Origin of the sequence: Kitasatospora sp. RG8, from assembly GCF_017813315.1 — a bacterium.
Classification (GTDB): domain Bacteria; phylum Actinomycetota; class Actinomycetes; order Streptomycetales; family Streptomycetaceae; genus Kitasatospora.
The window spans coordinates 58,993-75,508 of record NZ_JAGIYX010000003.1; the positions used below are offsets into that span (position 1 = coordinate 58,993).

Consider the following 16,516-nt stretch of genomic DNA (forward strand, 5'->3'; position numbering starts at 1 on the left):
CGGGCGGTGGCGGACGCAGGTGGCGGCCGGCCCGGAGGGGCCCGGTTCCGATCGCTCCACTTCCGCTACTCCTCCAGCGTTCCGCCCAACCGCGGCAGCCGCCAGGGGCGCGCGGCCCCGGCCCTGGGCCGACCGGCCCTGACCACCACCCCGGGGCGACGGAGGGCGACACCCCGGCGACGGACGGCGACGCCCACGCGGGCGGGGCGGACAGGTCAGCCGACCGGCCGGCCGTTGGCGTGTTCGGGGGTGTTCGGGGGCCCGTCCGGGGCCCGTCGTCGAACGCCAGGCAGGCGGGAGTCGGAAGTCCGGCCCTAGGCTGGTCGGTGGCGTAGGGCGAGCCAGGGAGGATCCCTTGGGCAGCGCATCGGAGAGTTCCGCCCCCGTACCACGGCTGCGTCTGGACGAGCTGCTGGACGAGCTCCAGGCCCGTCTGGACACGGCCCGGGGCACCCGCGACCGGGTGCACAGCCTGCTGGAGGCGGTGCTGGCGGTCGGCCGCGACCTTGAGCTGACCCAGGCGCTCCAGCACATCGTGGAGGCGGCGGTCACCCTGGTGGACGCCGAGTACGGCGCGCTCGGCGTGATCGGGGAGGACCGGCGGCTGTCGCAGTTCATCCCGGTCGGCGTCAGCGAGGAGCGGATCAAGCTGATCGGCGCGCTGCCGTCCGGCCACGGCGTGCTGGGCGAGCTGATCCGGCACCCCGAGCCGCTGCGGCTCTCCCGGATCTCCGACCACCCGGCCTCGTACGGCTTCCCCGCCAACCACCCGCCGATGAGCTCCTTCCTGGGGGTGCCGATCCGGGTCCGGGACAGGGTGTTCGGGAACCTCTACCTGACCGAGAAGCGCGGCGGCGCCGACTTCGACGCCGAGGACGAGTCGGTGCTCGCCACCCTCGCCGTCGCCGCCGGGGTCGCCATCGACAACGCCCGCCTGTACGCGCGGGCGCGGCTGCGCGAGCAGTGGCTGGCGGCGAGCGCCGAAGTGACCAACGCCCTGCTGTCGGGGAAGGAGGAACAGGACGTCCTCGACCTGCTGGTCGCCCGGGCCGCCGGGATCTCCGGCGCGGACCTCGCCGTCGTCGCGCTGCCGCTGCCGGACGGCGGCGCGCTGGAGGTGCGGATCGCCGCCGGGCTGGGCGAGCAGGCGCACCGCGGCCTCGTGCTGCCGGTGCACGGCTCCTTCGTCGGTGCCGCGGTCCTCACGGGCGGGCTGGTGGTCAGCCCCGACGTGCGCAAGGACCCCCGGATCACGTCCGGGCCGCCGCGCTGGGAGGGGCTGGGCCCGGCGGTGGCGGTGCCGATCGGCACCACGGAGCACCGGGTGCGCGGCGTGCTGATGCTGGCCCGGGCGGCGGGGTCGGCGCTGTTCGGCGAGGAGGAGTCCGGCCCGCTGCTGGGCTTCGCCGGTCAGGCCGCCGTCGCGATGGAGCTGGCCGAGCGGCGCCGGGACTCCGAGCAGGTGGCGCTGCTGCGGGAGCGCGACCGGATCGCCCGCGACCTGCACGACCTGGCGATCCAGCGGCTCTTCGCCACCGGGATGACCCTTCAGGGTGCCACCCGCTTCATCGACCACCCGGAGGCGTCAGACCGCGTCCTGCGGGCGATCGACGACCTGGACGAGACGGCCAGGACCATCCGCGCCACCATCTTCGGCCTGCGCCTGCGCGAGAGCGGCCCGGCCGCGACCGGTCTGCGCAGCCGGGTGGTCGAGGTGGTCGAGCGGGCCGCCCGGACCCTCGGCTTCACCCCCGGCCTGCGGATGTCCGGCCTGCTCGACGTCACCGTGCCCGCCGAGATCGCGGACGCGGCCGTCGCGGTGCTGGAGGAGGCGCTGTCCAACGTCGCCCGGCACGCGCACGCCGGCTCGGCCGAGGTGACGCTCACCGCCGGGACCGAGCTGTCGCTGACCGTGACGGACGACGGCGTCGGCCTCCCGGCCGGCGGCCGGCGCAGCGGGCTGGCCAACCTCGCCGACCGTGCCTCCGCCCTCGGCGGCACCTTCACCGCCGGCCCCTGCCCCGAGAGCGGCGGCACCGCTCTGGAGTGGCGCGTCCCGCTGGCGGAGGAAGGGACCTCCGGGCAGCCGGCCCGGTGACCCGGGGGCGTCTGCCGGCAGTCCGGTCCTTCTCGGTACAGCCGGCGCTCGCGGGTGACACGCGGTTGCAACAGCTCACCGCAGCAGGGCACCACAGCCGGCATTCCGCGTCGACGCGAGCTCAGGTCGTGTCACGCCTCGGAGCCGACAGCGAGGGTGGTTGCTCGTCGCGGCTCTCCGGGGTGAAGGCGTCGCGTCGGGCGAGGGTTACCGACAGGGGCAGGCCCAGCCGCTCGGCGGCGAGCCGCCGGACACGCACCTGCGCTGGGGTCCGGGGCCGGAACGAGGGGAGCCGCGAGCAGCCGCAGCCCGGGCGGTGATCATAGGTCAGGCCCTCCGCGAGCACGGTCGCAACGACGGACCATGCCTTGGTGTCGCGTCGCCGGGGCGCGGCGAAGTCGTAGCCCGCGCAAGCGAGTGGCTCACGACAGCCGGGGCAGATGCGCTTCCGGATCGGCCACGTGCTGCCCTTGAAGGCGAGCCGGCACCCGACGCACACGTAGTGCCGGAAGGCGCCGTTGAACGCGTGGTAGCACATGGTCCGACAGACTACGCGTCGTCCACGGGCGGGGCCCAGCGGATTCGTGTGCCCGATCCGGCCCGTCAGCCGCCTTGTCGGTCGCCATGGCGCACGAGGGTTGTGGATGAGGGAAGGGCGGCACAGCCCTTAGGATCGGCCGGATGATACCCGTTTCCGTCCATGACCGGGCCGAGTTGGCCGCCCTGCTGCGTCGCGATCCCGCGCTGCACGCCTACGAGTTGGGCGACCTCGACGACTTCTTCTGGCCCTGGACGAACTGGTACCGCCTCGGTGACAGCGTCGCGTTGGTCTACCACGGCGCGGGGCTGCCGACCCTTCTCGCCTTCGACGGACCCGAACACGTGGGCACGCTGCGGGAGTTGCTCGACGGGCTGCTCGTCCTGCTCCCCCGGCGCTTCCACGCCCACATCGCCGAGGGGGCCGAGGACGTGCTCGGCTCGCGGTTCGACGTGGCGTCGAACGGGCTGCACCTCAAGATGGCCCTGACCGACCACGACCGGCTGCTGCGCCAGGAGGCCAGGGGCGAGCAGCTCACCCGTGCCGATCTGCCCGACCTGCTGGCGCTGTACGAGACCGCCTACCCCGGCAACTGGTTCGACCCGCGCATGCTCGACACCGGCCAGTACGTCGGCGTACGGGACAAGGGTGAGCTGGTCGCCGTCGCGGGCGTGCACGTGTGGTCGCCCGAGCAGCGCATAGCCGCCCTGGGCAACGTGACCACGCACCCGCGTGCCCGTGGCCGGGGCATCGGCAAGGCCGTGGTCGCGGAGCTCTGCCGGCGCCTCGTCGGCACGGCCGATCACGTCGCCCTCAACGTCAAGGCGGCCAACCCGGCGGCGGTCGCGCTCTACACGGCGCTCGGCTTCGAGACGGTCGGCCGCTACCACGAGCTGTCCGTCGGCGGCTGACGGCGGTCGGGGCCGAGGGCGGTCGGGGCCGAGGGCGGTCGGGGCCGAGGGCGCCCCGGCGGGCGGTGCCTACGCCTCCGGGTCCTCCAGCACGTCGGCGGTGGCCAGCCTCGGCGTGGGCGCGCCCTCGGGACCGTAGCCGAGGCGGATCAGCATCTGGACGTGGCCGGGGCGCAGGTGCGGCTCGCGGGCGGCCCAGCGCAGGTAGGGCCACTCCATCGCCTGGTGGAGCAGCGAGGCGCGGACGCCGTGGACGGTGGCGGTGAGCAGCACGTGCTCCAGGGCGAGGCCGGCGCGCAGCCAGTCCGCGGGCTCGTCGCGGTCGGTGGCGAGGACGCCGATCCGCGGCTCGCGTTCGAAGGTGGCGGGGGTGCGGTGCTCGGCCGGCCGGATGGCCGCGAAGTCCCGCATCGGCAGCCGGCCCGCCCGGTCCTGCGGCCCGAGGGCGGTGGCGGGGATGCCGTACGGGACGGCGTCCCCGCTGCGGATCCAGTGACGGCTCTCGGTGAGCTGGGCCTGGTCGGTGGTGTTGCGCCGCTCGGCTTCGGCGGTGAGCTCCAGCAGGCGGTCCGTCTCGTCGTGGCCGGGGAGGTGCAGGACGGCGTCCTCCGCCCGTGCGACCGTCACCAGTTCGTCGAGGACGACGGGCGGGACCGGGTCCTCGGTGAACGGCGTGCGGATGGTGTGGCGGTGCCAGACCGCCTCGTACAGCTGGTCCGTGCCGGGGAGCCGGACGGGCGCCGGGGCGTCCAGCCGGACGGCGGCGAAGAGGTCCGGTTCGGCCGGGTCGGGAAGCAGGCGCACGTCCGGTGCCCAGCCGAGGTGGCGGGCGGCGACGCGCAGGTTGAGCAGTGCCGCGCCGACCGAGATGTGCAGGGCGCGGCCCTGGGGGTCGGCGGCCGGGACGGCGCGCTCGCGGGCGGCGCGGACCTCCAGGGTCGAGGTCTCCGGCTGGAGCCGGAAGCGCCAGGGCTGGCTGTTGTGGAGGGAGGGTGCGGCGACCGCTGCGGACACGAGCTTCTCCAGCGCGGCGGCGTCGAGGGTGAGGGTGGGCATGGCCGTCTCCAGGGGTGCGTGCCTTCAGCGGTTCGCGGTCGGCCGGCGGCCGTCGCGGTCACCGGTCCGCGCTCAGCCGTCAGCCGTCAGCCGTCAACCGACGGCGGGCGGGTCGCCGCGGAGCACGTCCAGGCGTCGGCGGTACTCCTCCGGCTCGATCTCGCCGCGGGCGAGGCGCTCGGCGAGCAGCCGTTCCGGCGTGGGCCGCTCGGCCGGCGGTGCGGCCGACGGCGGTGCGGCAGGGGGCGGGGCCGCCGGGTGGTGCTGGGAGGCGTGGCCGACGTACCGGACCAGGACCACCACGCCGAAGACCAGCAGACCCCAGAAGAGCAGCATGCTCACGGTCATCAGGCCGAATCCCCAGCCGCTCATACCGTGATCGTTCCAGTACATCATCGTGGGCTCCTCGGCCGGGCCGGTGAGGCTTTCCCCCTCACCACCACCGTGCGGCCGGGGGCGGGGTGGGCGCTTGGGCCGTTCGGCTCAATCCCGGGGGCCGTCAGGCGCGGGCGCGGTGTCGGGCGCGGGCGCGGGGGCTCGCGTCGGGCGCGGGGGCCTCGTCGGGCGCGCGGGAGCTCACGGCCGGTGGTGCTGTGGTGCCTCGGTGTGCGCGCCTCCCCCGTGGTCGGCGTCGGCGTGCGCGGCCAGGACGGCGGCCTGGAGGCGTCGCTCCACGCCCAGTTTGGCGAGCAGCCGCGAGACGTGGTTCTTCACCGTCTTCTCGGCGAGGTAGAGCTCCTGGCCGATCTGCCGGTTGGTCTTGCCCTCCCCCACCAGCGCGAGGATCTCCCGCTCGCGCGGTGTCAGCCGGGCGAGTGCCACGTCGGTCGCGCTCTCGTCGTGATGGCGCAGGCTCTCCATCAACTTGCGGGTGGTGGCCGGGTCCAGCATGGATTGGCCCGAGGCCACCGTGCGCACCGCGCTGACCAGGTCGGCGCCCTTGACCTGCTTGAGCACGTACCCGGACGCGCCGGCCATGATCGCGTCGAGCAGCGCGTCGTCGTCATCGAACGAGGTGAGCATCAGGCAGGCCAGCCCGGGCAGCGCGTCCCGCAGCTCCCGGCAGACGCTGACGCCGTCGCCGTCCGGCAGCCGCACGTCGAGGACGGCGACGTCCGGACGCAGCGCCGGGACCCGGGCCAACGCCTGCGCGCAGGTGCCGGCCTCGCCGACGACCTCGATGTCGGGTTCGGCCTCCAGCAGGTCGCGCACGCCGCGCCGGACCACCTCGTGGTCGTCCAGCAGGAACACCCGCACGGTCTGCTCCGGCCCCGCGGACTCCGTCGCGTCCATCGCCTGCTCCCTGGATAGCCCGGCCGTCCCCTCCCCGATTCTGCGCGCCCCGCCCGCCCCGTGCACCGGCGGGCCGGTCGGGCCCGCCCCCGGCAGGTCGGCCGGTGGCGGCTGTCCGGTCAGCGGCAGCCGGTCCGGTCAGCCGCGGCCGGACCAATGCGGCTCCACCCGCTCCCAGTCGGGCTCCCAACTCCGCTCGGCCCTCCGGTCCAGGGTGCGGCGCCCGGCCTCGTACGCACCGGCCGTCGCCGTCGCGAGCATCGCCCCCGTGCCGAGGCCGACGAGCACGGCGTCCGAGGCGATCAGCCCGGTGCTCCTGGCAGCGGCCGCGGGTTTCCCGGAGTCGTCGAGCAGGATCGGGACGGACGTGCCGACGGGCGTTCCGGCCTGCACGTGGATCGCGCCGCTCCCGGGCCCCGCCGGATACTCCCAGCGGGCCTCGGCCTGCGCTCGCGGAGCCCCGGCCCGGAAATCGTCCGACCAGGCCGGGCCGGTCGTCACCGCGGTGACGGCGTGGCGGTGCCGAGCCGACGCGGCGGCGGTGTGCGTCTCCGTCCGGTACACCAGCAGCGCCGCCCAGACGGACACCGCGGCCGCGGCCGCCAGGACCAGCGCCAGTGCGGTCACGAGCCGGCTGTAGGCCCGGTCGAGCGGACGGCAGAGCGCATTCCGGTCCCGGCCCGTGGCGCGGCGAACGTGTCGTCTGAGGGTCGTGTGCGTGGCCGGGAGCTGCTGGGCGGGCATGGCGCACCTCCTCGGGACCGGACCTGGCGCGGCCGGTCGTGGCCCCAGTGTCCCCCCTCGGGGGCCGCCGCCGCAGGGCCGAGTGGGCCATGTCCCCGGGCCCTCCGGCCCGCGCCCGCCTGCGTGCGTGCCTGCCCGCCTGCCCGCCTGCGCGGCGGGCGGCGGGCGGCGGGCGGCGGGCGGCGGGCGGCGGGCGGCGGGCGGCGGGCCTGCCTAGCGTGGGAGGTCAGGAGCGGGCCGACGTGGCCCCCGTCCGCTCGCCGAGCCCGTGTGGAGGAACCATGACAGCCGCGAGTTCGGACGGCCGGGGCCGTCCGGTCGTCCTCGGCGTCGACGCCGCGGCCCCCGGGCCGATGGCGACCGCGTGGGCGGCCGACGAGGCCGCCCGGCGGGGACTTCCACTGCTCCTGGTGCACGCCGTCCCGCCCCAGGACTTCCACGCGCTCGACGAGGAACGCCGCCGCGCGAGGCGACGCGAGCAGGCCTACGAGACCCTCGACCGGGCCGCGGCGGCGGCCCGCGAGCGGCACCCCGACCTCGACGTGTCCACCGTCGTCGCGGAGGAGGTGCCGGCGCTGGCACTGTGCCGGGAGTCCGCCCGCGCCGGGCTCGTCGTCCTCGGCACGCGGCGGCTCAGCCGGATGGAGGAGGTGCTGAGCACCTTCTCGGTGACCGTCCCGGTCAGCGCCCAGGCCCACTGCCCGGTCGTCGTCGTCCGCGAGCCCGAGCACGTCACCCAGGAGTCCCCGTACGTCGTGGTCGGGGTGGACGGCAGCGCGTCGTCGGCCGCCGCCGTGGACGTCGCCATCGGCCTCGCCGCGGAGCGGCACGCCGACCTGCGCGCTGTCCAGGTGTGGCACCGCCCGGCCATCGGCCGCGTCGATCCGCAGAGCACCGAGCAGGAGCTCCGGCGGCTGCTCGTCGAGGCCACCGCAGGCCCCCGCGGGCTCCACCCCGAGGTCCACGTGGCCCACGAGGTGGTCCACGGGCACCCCGTCGAGGAGCTGGCGAAGGCGTCCGAGCACGCGCTCGCCGTCGTCGTCGGCCGCCGGGGCGACGGCGGCTTCACCGGCATGCGGCTCGGCTCCGTGCCGCACGGGTTGCTCCACCGCGCCCACTGCCCGGTCGTCACCGTGCCCACTCCCCCGGACGACGGGAAGTGAGTCCACCCCCGCCCGCCGCCCCCGCGGTCCCGTCCGACTACCGGAGGAACCCATGAACGGACCCGTCGTCGTCGGTTTCGACGGCTCGCCCGAGAGCCTCGCCGCCACCGGATGGGCGGCCCGGGAGGCGCTGCGCCAGGGGCTCCCCCTGGAGATCCTCCAGGCCTGGCCGTGGCCGAGCACCGACGTGGTCGGGACGCACGAGGCGATCACCCTGAGCCGTCAGCGGCTGGCCGCCCGGGAGGCCGACCTGCGGGCGGAACTCGCCGGCCTGGAGGTGACCTCGGCACACGTCCACAAGGACCCGGCCGAGGCGCTGGAGGCCGCCGGACAGACCGCCTCCCTGCTGGTGCTCGGGTCGCGCGGACTGAGCACGGTGCGCGGCTTCCTGGTCGGCTCGGTGAGCCACCAGGTGCTGCGCAGGGCCACCTGCCCGGTGGTGCTGGTCCGGGCGGGAGACGGCGGGAGTGACAGCGAGGGCGGAGACGGCAAGGACGGCAGCGGGGACGGCGGGGACGGGGACGACGACGCGGGTCGGGAGGTCGTCGCCGGGGTGGACCTCGACCACCCGGCCGACGCCGTCCTGGCGTTCGCCTTCGCGGTCGCCGACCGGCGCCCGACGCCGCTGCGGGTCGTCCATGCCTGGTCGCCACGGACCAGCAGCCACATGGCGCTGGACGCGATCGGCGCCTTCGACCAGGAACAGTCGACGGTCGAGACGGGGCGCCTCGCCGACCTCCTGGCACCCTGGCGGTCGCGGTATCCCCGGGTCGAGGTGGTGCCCGACCTCGTCCAGGGCAGCGCCGCCGCGGCGTTGGTGGAGACCTCGGCGGCGGCCGGGCTGGTCGTGATCGGCCGTCGGCTCCGCAGGTCGCCGCTGGGTGCGCACCTGGGTTCGGTGGCCCACGCCGCGATCCACCACGTCCGCTGCCCGGTCGCCGTCGTCCCGCACGACTGAGCCCGGCGGCGCGCGGGCCAGGGGCCCGGTGCCGGGTGACGTCTACGGGGTGACGTCTTCAGGGTGGTCCCTCCCGGGTGACCTCGCCCGGTGATCCCGCCCGGGACCGTTCGGCGGCCCGGCCGGGCCGAACGGCCCACGCCGCCGGCCCGCACGGCGCGGCAGCCTGGTGGTGACGACAGGTGACGAGAGGTGAGAGCCATGCACACCGTGATCGTGTACGAGAGCATGTACGGCAACACCCGCGAGATCGCCGAGGCCATCGCCGAGGGTGTCCACCAGGCCGACCCCCAGGCGTCGGTCGACTGCCTCCCGGTCGCCCGGGCGGACGCCGACGTCGCCCGGACGGCGGACCTCCTGGTGGTCGGGGGTCCCACCCACATGCGCGGCATGTCCTCCGGGCTCAGCCGCCGGATGGCCGCCATGGCCGAGGCGAAGAAGGAAGGGCACGAGGACGCCGCCCACGAGGCGCACGAGACCGCCGAGGGCCCGGGCCTGCGCAACTGGTTCCACCAGCTCCCCAAGACGGAGCACGGCACGCACGCCGCGGCCTTCGACACCCGGGGAGCCTCGCCCGGCAGCGGCGGCGCGGCCGCGGGCATCGCCCAGCGGCTCTCCCGCCACCACTACGACGTGGTCGCCGAACCCGAGGGCTTCATCGTCGAGGACGGCGACGGCCCGCTCCGCGAGGGCGAGCTCGACCGGGCCCGTGCCTGGGGCGCCGCACTGGTGTGAGGCCTGCGGCGAAGGCCGGGGCGGGACCCGCGACCCGCGGCTGGCGGCGGTCCCGCGGGTGCCCGTGCGCATGGGCCGGACGCCCCACCCGCGAGGGGTCCTGGCCCGTCCCCGAACGGGGGGCCGCGGCCTCTGGGACCTGTGCCGGGCTCCGGGCCATGGTGGAGTCCTCCCCGAGAAGGTGATCGCGATGGAACGGATCAGGATCGCCAAGCACCCGGCCCGCCCGCAGCCGCGTCCCCCGCTCGACCTGCGGACCCCGTCCGGTCGCCCGATGCCCTACTGACGCCGCGCACCGGCCCGGGTCGTCACCGGCCCCGGTCGTCACCGGCCCCGGTCGTCACCGGCCCCGGTGGTCACGGGCCTGGTCGTCACCGGCCCCGGTCGTCACCGGCCCGGGTCGTCACCGGCCGGACCGGATCGCCGGTGCCTCGGCCATGGCTTCGACAACGCATGCTCCGTGCAGAGGAGTTGTGGAGGTTCCGGACCTGCCGACTGGTACGCCGGGTACCGGGTAGGCGCCCGGGTGAGGTCGGCCCACCGGGGGCCGGCGCAGCGCCCCAGGAGGACGAACCGATGCCGAGGTCCGCCGTTCACCCGTTGCCCGTCACGTTCCCCGACAGCCCGCTGCCCGACGTCGCGGTGGACGCGCAGCTCAGCTTCGACCCCGGCCTCCCCTACGCGGCGTGCCTCTCGTTCCCCCTGGCCGGGTGCAACTGCACGGGCAGCGATCCCCAGGTGTGCTGGTACTTCAGCCGTGAGCTGCTGGACGAGGGACGCCACGCCCCGGCCGGAAGCGGGGACGTGAAGGTGTGTCCCGGGTGCGCGGGCGAGGTGCTGATCACCTTGGAGGGGCCCGTCGGCAGGGCGGTGCTCAGTGCTCCGGCCGACGCCGTCGCCGCGTTCCTCGCCGACTCGTTCGCGCTGGTGCCCGCCGGTTCGGAGAGCCGCCACCTCGACATCGACGCCGCGGTCGACCGGCTTCTCGACGACTGATCGCACGCTCGTGCCCGAGCCCTCGACACGCCGTCCGGGCGGCGGGCCGGCTCTGCGGACCGACCGCTCAGGTATCCGGGTCCGCGGACCCGTCCGGCCGCGCGGGCCGGCCTGGGCACACGGATCCAGGACATCGGGATCGCCCGAGTGGCGACACGAGCGCGGTTCCGGACGCCCCGTCACCGCGCTCGTGACGGCGGCGGTCGGGCCGTCGCCGGGGTGCGGTCAGACCGTCGTCGGAGTGCCGGTCGGGGTGGCCGGCTTGACCGGGCCGGTCCACTCCGTCGCCGAGCTGTAGTAGCAGAGCGCCTCGTGGTCGCCGGGCACCCACCAGGCGGCCGCCGACGGGTAGGACATGCCCATGCCGGCGCCCCGCGGCCGCTCCGTGCCGCTCTGCCGCTCCTGGCAGAGCCGCTCGGCGGTCTCGCTGACGGCGTCCACTCCGGGGTAGGAGGCCCCGCCGGGGATGTGGACCACCGCGAACACCTCGTACCGGTGCGGCTGGTCGCACGGGACGACCTGGTAGTCGTCCGGGTCGTGGTCGCGGCTCGGCGACAGGTAGTCGGTGGCGCAGTCGCCCGCCTTCAGGTACCACTGGCCCGCCGGCCCGGCGTACTTCGGCCGGCCGTCCGGGCCTCGCTCGGGGCCCGACGAGAGGTCGTGGAAGACGAAGGCGAGGAGCACCGCCACCGCGACGGTGACGAGCCCCCAGAAGCAGGAGAACACGAGCCCTCCGACGGCGAGGCCGAAGCCGCGCTGGCTGCGGCGCGAGATCCGCCGGAAGGCGCCGATGGAGAACCCGAACGACACCAGTGACAGCGGCGGGACGAACCCGAGGACGCCGAGCACGAGCGAGGTGACGGCGAGTCCGCTCAAGCGCTTCCGTACCGGCTGGCCCGGCGCGTTCGGCGGCCATCCGTGGGCGCCCGGGCCGTAGGCCGTCGGCCCGGCCGGTGGCGGCGCGAAGGGGTCGGCCGGGCCCGGCGGCGGTACGGCGGGGCCTGCGGCCTCCGCCGGGGGTGCGGGCACGGCGGAGGACGGATCGTCGAGAGGCTGCGACACGGTGGCTGGATTCCCGGTGAGGTAGGCGGAGGCGCCCGCTCCCCACGGGCCGCGCGGCGAATATAGCGGATCATATGACTACAGATCATCCGCGTTCCGCCCGAGGACCGCCCGCACACCGCCCAGGACGGCCCCGGGGCTCGGGGCCCACGAGCATCGCCCTGAAGGGCCGGGGAGTTGGCCGCCAGGGCAGGACCGGGGCAGGACCGGGGCGGGCGGCGGGGCGGGCGGCGGGTGCCTGGTAGGTTCGCCAGGGCGGCTCACTGCCGAGCCGACGCCGGACGGGGGCGGCAACCGGCCATCCCGCCCGGCGTGGAGCCCGTTGACGGGAGAACGCGCATGACCTCCGGCCCGATCCCGGTGGACTTCTCGGACCCGGCCGCGCAGGCCGCGCGGCGCTCGCTCGACGTGCGCTGGATCCACGGCTCCGAGTCGGCGAAGCACAACACCGACCCCGAGCTCCAGGTCCACCACTACGACGAGCACACCGTCATCCTGCGGCAGAACAAGGCGGTCAACTACGAGGCCCCGTTCCTCTTCCTGCTGTTCGGCGACGAGCGCGCAGTCCTGATCGACACCGGCGCCACCGCCTCCCCCGAGTACTTCCCGCTGCGGCGCGTCGTCGACGGGCTGGTCACGGACTGGCTCGCCCGCCACCCGCGCGCCGGCTACCAGCTGCTCGTCCTGCACAGCCACGGGCACGGCGACCACGTCGCGGGGGACGCCCAGTTCGCCGGCCGGCCGAACACGGTGGTGGTGGACGCCGCGCTGGACACCGTCCGGGAGTTCCTCGGCCTGGGTGACGATCCCGGCACGCCGGCCCTGCTCGACCTCGGCGGCCGGGTCCTGACGTGCCTGGCCAGCCCCGGCCACCACGCGGCGGCGATCACCTACTACGACCCGTTCACCGGCTTCCTGCTCACCGGTGACACCGTCTACCCGGGCCGCCTGTACGTCGCCGACTGGGACGCCTACGTCGCGACCGTCGACCGGCTGATCGCCTTCGCGGACGCCCACCCGGTCAGCCATGTGCTCGGCTGCCACATCGAGATGACCAACGAGCCCGGCGTCGACTACCCGATCCGCTACACCTACCAGCCCGACGAGCCGCCGCTGCAGATGACGGTCGGCCAGCTGCACGACATCCGCCGCGCGCTCGGCGAGGTGGCCGGCCGGCCCGGGCGGCACGTCTACGACGACTTCCTGATCGTCTACCGGGCGTAGCGGCAGCAGATGCCGAGACCAGGCGTGGCGGCAGCAGGCTTACCGGAACCCGGGTGCGGCGACCCGGCGCCCCGGCGAGGAACCGGGCCGAGGGCCCGCGCCCGGGCCGCGCCCGTGGTCACCGCGCCGAGGGGCCGGTCCAGCCGGCCGGCACGTGGCCGAGGCGTACGCGCTGCGGGTGGTCGCCGACCGGCACCGAGGCGGTTTTCCGTCCGGTCGCGAAGTCGATCGCGGTGACCTGGTCGGCGCCGCTCTCGGAGATCACGCAGGACTTGCCGTCGCCGCTGACGGTGGCCCAGTAGGGCTTCGAGGCGGGCACCAGCGGTCCCTCCTGGAGGGTGGCGCGGTCGACCACCGTCGCGTAGTCGTCCATGGTGCCGGCGACGCAGAGCTTGTCGCCGGCCGGGTTCACCGACAGCCCGTGGTGGCGTGAGTCGTTGACCCAGGTGGTGCGGTCCTCGCTGGTCGCGGGGTTCTTCGGCAGCGTCTTGATGTGGGTGATCCGGTCGGTGGCGACGTCGTACTCGACCAGGCCGTTGAAGAAGGACACCTGGAAGTAGAGCGTCGACCCGTCGGGGGTGAAGGCGGCCGGGCGGACCGCGTCGGAGAGGTCCGAGCGGCCGGCGGCGTCGAGCCGCTCCCGCATGTCGATGACCTTGACCTGTGCGAAGGTGTCGGCGTCGACCACGGTGATCCGGCGGTCGCCCTTCGTCCAGTCCAGCCACGGGGCGTCGAGGGCGGTGTTGACCTCGCCGATGGACATGTTCCAGATCCGCCGCCCGCCGTCGGTGAAGAGGTTCTCGTGGGGCTTGTCGCCGGTCGCGAAGGAGCCGAGCTGTGCACCGGTGCGGACGTCGAGCACGTGGACCGTGTTGGAGGTGGAGGCGGAGACCGCCACCCGGGTGCCGTCCGGGGAGAGCGCCATGTGGTCGGAGCGGTAACCCGACACGGGGAAGCGCCAGTTGATCCGGCCGGTGGCGACGTCGAGGGAGACGACGTCGGCGAAGCTCGGGCGGGAGACGACCACCGCGGACCCGTCCGGGGTGGAGTACATGTCGTCGACGAACTGGTCGTGCCCCTCCCCCGGGCCCAGGCGGATGCCCAGGAAGTAGGCGAGTTTGACGGGGTTGAGGTAGATCTCGGCGAGCCGCTGGTCCTTGTCGGGGACGACGTTGAGGCGGCCGATCCGGGCCAGGTCGCCGCTGGAGTGGATGACGTCCGCGGTGCCGTCCCAGTTGTTGCCCACGAACAGCACCTCGCGCAGCCCCTCCGTCCGCTCGGAGGCCGCACCTGCCGCACCCGCCGCGCCCGCCGGGGCTGCGGCGGCAAGGGACAGGACGGCGACTGCGGCGAGGGCGCCGATGGCTCTGGTGCGGCGGGGGTTGCGGTGGGAACCGGAGTCCGGCCGGGGTCTGGCGTGAGACATCGCCGCTCCTTCGCGGGTGCGAGCAGGGCCCGGGACGAGGGTTCGCCCGATGGTGTTACTCGACGGTAGAGACAGGCCTCCTTCCTGACAAGACGTCAGCAAGAGCTTTCCTCCCCCGCACGGGTGAGGGGGACCGTTCCCACGACGGAGGACCGGGGCGCCCGGCCGCTGCGATCTTTGAATCACGGCCCCGGCGGCCGGAAGAGCAAAGCACGCCAAATGAAAGAGATGTGACGATGCGTAGGATATTCGCAGGCATGGCGGTCCTGACCGCCGCGGCGGTGTTCGCGGCCCCGGCCGCCTCGGCGGCGGCCGGCCCGAACGCGGACCTGCGGGGGTGGGCACGGCTCGACACGACCGGCCCCGTCCCCAAGGACGACCGGCTCACCCTCCTCGTCGACGCCCACTCCCGGCACCGGCCCGGCAGCACCACGGGCTCGACCGAGGCACGGGGGCACGCCACGATCCGGCACGAGTTCCCCGAGGGGGGCGTCGTGAACGCCGAGATCGACGTCGACTGCCTGATCACCAGGGGCTCCACCACGGCCCTCACCGGGACGGTCTCGTCACTGACCATCACCATGCCGCCCGGCCGGCCCCAGCCCACGCAGAGGGACTCCTGGCACCCCGAGACCGCCTTCAGCTTCTACACCGACGACAGCGGCCACCGCCGGGTCGGCTGGCGCATCCCGCGCTACGACGACCCGACCGCCCCGCCCGCCGCCGCCAGGTGCGAGGTGCCCGTCCGGGGGGACGCGGACTTCTACCTGGTCGAAGGCGGCTTCACCCGGCGGCGGTGAGCGCGCACGGCACCGCTCCTGCGGTGAGCGCGCGGCACCGCTCCTGCGGGGTCAGCGCAGCGGCACGCGCTGCGGCGGCAGCAGCTCGCTGGGCTGGACGATGACGAAGCCGTCACCGGTGAACGACAGCTCCCACCCCTCGGTCGCGGTGCCGCGCCGGCGCCAGGCCTCCGTGTTGGCGCTCTGCGCCTGGAGCTGCACCTCCAGCGCCGAGGACCAGCCGACCACGGCGTCCGCGTCCGCGTAGACGTACTCGCCCGCCCGGACCGGCATCACCAGCGGCCGGCCCGAGGTCATCACCACCACCGTGCCGCGGCCCGACAGTTCCAGGCTGCGGCTGCCGACGCCGGAGATCCGCTCCCCGCCCTCGATCCCGACCGCCTGCCACGCGATGCCGGCGTCGAGGGCGAGGACGTAGTTGCTGGTGATCGTCAGCCGGTCGCGCTGCAGCTCCAGGATGTGCAGGTGCTGGGCGAGGTTGGCCAGGTAGACCGTGCCGGTGCCGGTGCAGCGCATCAGGTCCAGGGCGGCGGGCTGCGCCGCGCCGGCGCCACCCCGCCACCCGGCTTGGCCGCCCTGCTGGTTGCGCTGACTGCGGGGCGGCCTCCAAGCGGTGAACCGGACCCGGCCGGTGTGCGCCACCATCGCGCCGGTACGCGCCAGCACCTCGGCCCGCCCGTCCAGCGAGACCCGCAGCAGCTGCGGGTTCTGCAGGGCGAAGCGCTCGTCGCCGACGAGGGCGGTGTGGTCGAGAAGGGGACTCTGCACGGTGCTCGTTGCTCCTCAGCTGCGGGCTGTTCAGCCGCGGATCTTGAGTCGGTCGGACGTGTCCTCGCTGGGCTGGACGACGACGAACCCCGAGCCCCTGAAGCCCAGTTGCACCGCCTCGCCGCTGCCCCGGCCGATCAGCGCGCCGACCTTGAGGGTCCGCCGGGTCTTGATCTCGAGCCCCGTCGTCCAGGCGACCAGCGCGTCCGGGTCGACGTAGGTCTCGGCCTCGGCGCAGTCCAGCACCACCGGAACGCCGCGGGAGGTGACCGACACCCAGCCGCTGCCGCTCACCGTCACGTTGTAGAGGCCGGTGCCGGCCAGCAGCGCCGGCCCCTTCACCTTCTCGACGGTGCAGCCCAGCGACGAGTCCAGGGCCAGCAGGTGCGAGCCGTTGACCGACAGCGACTCGTCGTCGAGCTGGAGGTTGAGCACGTCCGCGCCGAAGTCGGCCAGGTAGAGCGTGCCGTCCCCGAACCACCGCAGCAGCGGGGTGCGCTCGCCCGACGCCCACTCGCCCAGCGTGCGGCGGAACGACTGCGACACCGGCTCGTACTGGAGGAAGCCGTCGTAGGCCACCATCGCGCCCGCCTTGGCGAGCACGTCCTGCCCGCTCGTCACGGCGACCCTGCACATCGCACCGCCGTGGTTGGCCATCCGGGCCGTGGCCGGTACGGCCGTGCAGCCCTCCAGGTACGTGCCCGACAGCAGCTGCCGCTCCATTCCCGACCTCCTTGCCCGGGG

Annotated in this window: 17 protein-coding genes; 8 read left to right on the forward strand and 9 right to left on the reverse strand. The window is 74.8% G+C overall.

The window, feature by feature from the left end; all coding sequences use genetic code 11:
* Positions 1–355 precede the first annotated feature (355 nt).
* Positions 356–2,098, forward strand: coding sequence for a GAF domain-containing protein (locus J5Y04_RS05615; RefSeq protein ID WP_209410705.1), 1,743 nt, complete (start codon positions 356–358; stop codon positions 2,096–2,098).
* Positions 2,099–2,219: 121 nt separating this feature from the next.
* Here the strand turns inward: J5Y04_RS05615 and J5Y04_RS05620 are convergent, their stop codons facing one another.
* Positions 2,220–2,636 (reverse strand): hypothetical protein, encoded by a 417-nt coding sequence (locus J5Y04_RS05620; protein ID WP_209410707.1) that lies wholly within the window; start codon positions 2,634–2,636, stop codon positions 2,220–2,222.
* 143 nt (positions 2,637–2,779) lie between these two features.
* On the opposite strand from J5Y04_RS05620, the gene J5Y04_RS05625 reads away from it, so the two are divergent.
* Positions 2,780–3,547: a GNAT family N-acetyltransferase gene (locus J5Y04_RS05625; RefSeq protein ID WP_209410709.1), complete on the forward strand. Its 768-nt coding sequence runs from the start codon at positions 2,780–2,782 to the stop codon at positions 3,545–3,547.
* 69 nt (positions 3,548–3,616) lie between these two features.
* Here the strand turns inward: J5Y04_RS05625 and J5Y04_RS05630 are convergent, their stop codons facing one another.
* From J5Y04_RS05630 to J5Y04_RS05645, 4 genes are all read right to left on the reverse strand, one after another.
* Positions 3,617–4,603 (reverse strand): hypothetical protein, encoded by a 987-nt coding sequence (locus J5Y04_RS05630; protein ID WP_209410710.1) that lies wholly within the window; start codon positions 4,601–4,603, stop codon positions 3,617–3,619.
* 93 nt (positions 4,604–4,696) lie between these two features.
* On the reverse strand, positions 4,697–4,975 hold the full coding sequence (locus J5Y04_RS05635) for an SHOCT domain-containing protein (RefSeq protein ID WP_245204357.1): 279 nt from the start codon (positions 4,973–4,975) through the stop codon (positions 4,697–4,699).
* Between the two features lie 204 nt (positions 4,976–5,179).
* The gene (locus J5Y04_RS05640) at positions 5,180–5,896 is read right to left on the reverse strand and encodes a response regulator transcription factor (RefSeq protein WP_209410712.1); all 717 of its coding nucleotides are present in this window, start codon (positions 5,894–5,896) and stop codon (positions 5,180–5,182) included.
* A gap of 138 nt (positions 5,897–6,034) precedes the next feature.
* The gene (locus J5Y04_RS05645) at positions 6,035–6,640 is read right to left on the reverse strand and encodes a hypothetical protein (protein ID WP_209410713.1); all 606 of its coding nucleotides are present in this window, start codon (positions 6,638–6,640) and stop codon (positions 6,035–6,037) included.
* Positions 6,641–6,921: 281 nt separating this feature from the next.
* On the opposite strand from J5Y04_RS05645, the gene J5Y04_RS05650 reads away from it, so the two are divergent.
* The 4 genes from J5Y04_RS05650 to J5Y04_RS05665 all read left to right on the forward strand — a co-directional run bounded on the left by J5Y04_RS05650 (position 6,922) and on the right by J5Y04_RS05665 (position 10,492).
* Positions 6,922–7,803, forward strand: a complete 882-nt coding sequence (locus J5Y04_RS05650; protein WP_209410714.1) for a universal stress protein — start codon at positions 6,922–6,924, stop codon at positions 7,801–7,803.
* Between the two features lie 52 nt (positions 7,804–7,855).
* The gene (locus tag J5Y04_RS05655) at positions 7,856–8,761 is read left to right on the forward strand and encodes a universal stress protein (protein ID WP_209410715.1); all 906 of its coding nucleotides are present in this window, start codon (positions 7,856–7,858) and stop codon (positions 8,759–8,761) included.
* Between the two features lie 201 nt (positions 8,762–8,962).
* On the forward strand, positions 8,963–9,496 hold the full coding sequence (locus J5Y04_RS05660; protein ID WP_209410716.1) for a flavodoxin domain-containing protein: 534 nt from the start codon (positions 8,963–8,965) through the stop codon (positions 9,494–9,496).
* Positions 9,497–10,072: 576 nt separating this feature from the next.
* Positions 10,073–10,492 carry an SsgA family sporulation/cell division regulator gene (locus J5Y04_RS05665; RefSeq protein WP_209410717.1) on the forward strand — a complete coding sequence of 140 codons (420 nt, stop codon included), beginning with the start codon at positions 10,073–10,075 and terminating at the stop codon, positions 10,490–10,492.
* 225 nt (positions 10,493–10,717) lie between these two features.
* On the opposite strand, the gene J5Y04_RS05670 is transcribed toward J5Y04_RS05665, so the two are convergent.
* Entirely contained in the window at positions 10,718–11,368 is a 651-nt protein-coding gene (locus tag J5Y04_RS05670) for a DUF4190 domain-containing protein (RefSeq protein ID WP_209410718.1), read from the reverse strand.
* 525 nt (positions 11,369–11,893) lie between these two features.
* Here J5Y04_RS05670 and J5Y04_RS05675 point away from each other — a divergent pair.
* Positions 11,894–12,778 carry an MBL fold metallo-hydrolase gene (locus J5Y04_RS05675; RefSeq protein WP_209410719.1) on the forward strand — a complete coding sequence of 295 codons (885 nt, stop codon included), beginning with the start codon at positions 11,894–11,896 and terminating at the stop codon, positions 12,776–12,778.
* A 118-nt stretch (positions 12,779–12,896) separates the two neighbouring features.
* Here J5Y04_RS05675 and J5Y04_RS05680 read toward each other — a convergent pair whose 3' ends face one another.
* Positions 12,897–14,204: a YncE family protein gene (locus tag J5Y04_RS05680; protein WP_245204358.1), complete on the reverse strand. Its 1,308-nt coding sequence runs from the start codon at positions 14,202–14,204 to the stop codon at positions 12,897–12,899.
* Between the two features lie 257 nt (positions 14,205–14,461).
* On the opposite strand from J5Y04_RS05680, the gene J5Y04_RS05685 reads away from it, so the two are divergent.
* Positions 14,462–15,004 carry a hypothetical protein gene (locus J5Y04_RS05685; RefSeq protein ID WP_209410720.1) on the forward strand — a complete coding sequence of 181 codons (543 nt, stop codon included), beginning with the start codon at positions 14,462–14,464 and terminating at the stop codon, positions 15,002–15,004.
* A 51-nt stretch (positions 15,005–15,055) separates the two neighbouring features.
* Here the strand turns inward: J5Y04_RS05685 and J5Y04_RS05690 are convergent, their stop codons facing one another.
* Together J5Y04_RS05690 and J5Y04_RS05695 are read right to left on the reverse strand one after the other, a co-directional pair.
* Entirely contained in the window at positions 15,056–15,772 is a 717-nt protein-coding gene (locus tag J5Y04_RS05690) for an AIM24 family protein (RefSeq protein ID WP_209410721.1), read from the reverse strand.
* A 30-nt stretch (positions 15,773–15,802) separates the two neighbouring features.
* Positions 15,803–16,495 carry an AIM24 family protein gene (locus J5Y04_RS05695; protein ID WP_209410722.1) on the reverse strand — a complete coding sequence of 231 codons (693 nt, stop codon included), beginning with the start codon at positions 16,493–16,495 and terminating at the stop codon, positions 15,803–15,805.
* Positions 16,496–16,516: the final 21 nt, after the last annotated feature.